This is a genomic window from Streptomyces sp. 13-12-16 (genome assembly GCF_002114215.1).
Lineage (GTDB): Bacteria > Actinomycetota > Actinomycetes > Streptomycetales > Streptomycetaceae > Streptomyces.
This window is the reverse complement of sequence record NZ_NCTE01000288.1, coordinates 1-3,078: the sequence shown is the minus strand read 5'-3', so window position 1 is coordinate 3,078 and position 3,078 is coordinate 1. Positions and strand designations below refer to the sequence as shown.

Below are 3,078 nucleotides of genomic sequence, written 5' to 3'. Positions count from 1 at the left end.
GCCGCCGACCGGCCCACCGCGCCCGCCGCACGCACGGCCCGCCCGGCCGCGACCGTCTCCACGGTGCCGGTCCGCGCCGCCGACCCGGCCTCCTTCCGCGACCGGCTGACCACCCTCGGCGCCGCCGAACAGGAACAAGCCCTGCACGATCTGGTCGTCACCTGCGCCGCGGCGCTCCTCGGCCACCCCGACACCTCCGAGGTCGACCCCGAACGCGACTTCCTGGAACTCGGCTTCGACTCCCTCATCAGCGTCGAACTGCGCCGCAGGCTCAGCGAGGCCACCGGACTGCAACTGCCCGCGAGCATCGTCTACGACAGCGGCTCGCCGAACGGCCTCACCTCCTGGCTGCTCACCGAACTGGGCGTCCAGGGCGGCGGCACCGTCCCGCGCGGCGGCGCCCCCGGCGGCCCGGTCGAGAACGACTCGTTGGAGCGGCTGTTCCTCGACGGCATCGCCCGGGGCAGGACCCGGGAGGCGCAGCGCATGCTGGCCGCCGTCGCAGCCCTGCGGCCCACCTTCGAGGCGACCGCCGAACTGGAGGACCTGCCCTGGCCGGTGACGCTCGCCGAGGGACCGGCCTCCTCGCGGCTGGTCTGCGTCAGCGCCCCCACCGCCAACGGCGGCGTCCACCAGTACGCCCAGCTCTCCGCGCACTTCCGGGGCGGCCGCGACGTGACGGCGCTGCCGCTGGTCGGCTTCGCCACCGGTGAGGCCCTGCCCGCCGGACCCGGGGCCGCCGCCCGGGTGATCGCCGAGAGCGCCCTGCAGGCCGCCGACGGCCGGCCCTTCGTCCTCGTCGGCCACTCCTCGGGCGGCTCCCTCGCCTACGCCGCCGCCGGCGTCCTGGAGACCACGTGGGGCATCCGCCCCACCGCCGTGGTGCTGCTCGACACGCTGAGCATCCAGCACAAGAACGACGAGGGCGTGGACTTCTCGGGCATGATGCGGTTCAACTTCACCGCCGTCGACGACTCGCCCGTACGCCTCACCAACTCCCGGCTGTCCGCGATGGGCCGCTGGATGGTCCTGCTCAACGCCCTCGACGTGCGCCCCACCACCGCGCCCGTGCTCGAGATCAGGTGCACCCGCGCCCTCATCGAGGGCGTCCCCGCACCGGACGCCGACACCCTGCGTGAACCGTTGGTGCCGTCGGCCACGGTACGGCCGGTCGACGCCGACCACCTCTCCCTGATCCGTGAGGACTCCGCGAAGGCCGCCGCCCTCATGGAGGAATGGCTGACCGCGCTGGAGGAGGCGGCCACCACCCGATAACCGACGACGACGAGGGAATCCACCAGTTCTCGTCCCGGGCCGGGCGTGTGTGGTGTCCACCACCGCGCCCGGCCCCGCATTTCTCCTCCAGGCTCTAGGGAAACCCGCAGTCCGGGACGGCCAGACTGGCCATCGGACCGGGCCCGGGTCCACGACCCGGGCCGAGAAAGCCACCGGTGTGCCTCCTGAGCGCACCGCGGGTCCTTCGAACAGGGTCGGGGCGTGGAATCCGGGAATCGCCGCTCTCCGCGTTTTCCGGAATCCGAGTGAGAGGTGGGCACCTGATGTCGAACGAGGACAAGCTCCGCGCGTACCTCAAGCGGGCGATCGCCGACCTCCAGGAGGCCCGGCAGCAGCTCAGCGAGGCCGAGAACCGCGACCGCGAGCCCGTCGCCGTCGTCGCCATGGCCTGCCGCTACCCCGGCGGCGCCCGCTCGCCCGAGGAACTGTGGGAGCTGGCCCGGGACGGCGTGGACGCGATCTCCGCGTTCCCCGCCAACCGCGGCTGGGACCTAGACCGGCTGTTCCACCCCGACCCCGCCCACCACGGCACCACCTACACCCGCGAGGGCGGCTTCCTGCACGAGGCCGGCGAGTTCGACCCGGCGTTCTTCGGGATCTCCCCGCGCGAGGCCCTCGCCATGGACCCGCAGCAGCGCCTGCTCCTGGAGACCTCCTGGGAGGCCCTGGAACGCGCCGGGATCCTCCCGGACTCCCTCACCGGCAGCCCCACCGGCGTCTTCGTCGGCACCGGGCACGGCGACTACGACAACGCCGCGCGCGGCCGTCAGGAGGAGGTCGCCGGACACCTCCTGACCGGCAACACGGTCGCCGTCGCCTCCGGCCGTCTGTCCTACACGTACGGCTTCGAGGGCCCCGCCGTCACCGTCGACACCGCCTGTTCCTCCTCCCTGGTCGCCCTCCACCTGGCCGTGCGTTCCCTGCGCCAGGGGGAGTGCTCCCTCGCCCTGGCCGGCGGTGCCACCGTCATGTCGACGCCGAAGATGTTCACCGAGTTCGCCCGCCAGCGCGGCCTGGCCGCGGACGGCCGCTGCAAGGCGTTCGCCGCCGCCGCCGACGGCACCGCCTGGTCCGAGGGCGTCGGCATGGTCCTGCTGGAGCGCCTGTCCGACGCCCGCCGCAACGGCCACCCCGTCCTCGCCGTGGTGCGCGGCTCCGCCGTCAACCAGGACGGCGCCTCCAACGGGCTCACCGCGCCCAACGGGCCCTCGCAGCAGCGCCTGATCCGCCAGGCCCTCATCGACGCCGGACTGTCCGCCGCCGAGGTCGACGTGGTCGAGGCGCACGGCACCGGCACGACCCTGGGCGACCCGATCGAGGCGCAGGCGCTGCTGGCCACCTACGGCCAGGACCGTCCCGCCGACCGGCCGCTGCTGCTCGGCTCGCTGAAGTCGAACATCGGCCACACCCAGGCCGCCTCCGGTGTCGGCGGCGTCATCAAGATGGTGCAGGCCATGCGGCACGGCACGCTGCCCAAGAGCCTCCACATCGACGCGCCCACCCCGCACGCCGACTGGGCCGGCGGCGCCGTCGACCTGCTCACCGAGCACACCGACTGGCCGGAGACCGGCCGGCCCCGCCGCGCCGCCGTGTCCTCCTTCGGCGTCAGCGGCACCAACGCCCACCTGGTGCTGGAGCAGGCCCCGGACCCCGAGCCGGCCGAGGAGGCCGACGGCCGGGCCCAGGCGCCGTCGTGGTTGCCGTGGGTGGTGTCGGCGAAGTCGCGTGAGGCGGTGCGGGAGCAGGCGGCGCGGCTGGCGGCGTCCGTGCGCGACGGTGGCG

The 3,078-nt window shown here is 74.2% G+C and carries 2 protein-coding genes; both read left to right on the top strand.

Features of this window, described 5'->3' with window-relative positions; genetic code table 11:
* Positions 1-1,275, top strand: a 1,275-nt coding sequence (locus B7767_RS12625; protein WP_143652385.1) for an alpha/beta fold hydrolase, incomplete at its 5' end; no start/stop codon positions are given.
* A gap of 284 nt (positions 1,276-1,559) precedes the next feature.
* Positions 1,560-3,078: type I polyketide synthase (locus B7767_RS12620; protein WP_179167129.1), on the top strand; the 1,519-nt coding region annotated here is incomplete at its 3' end.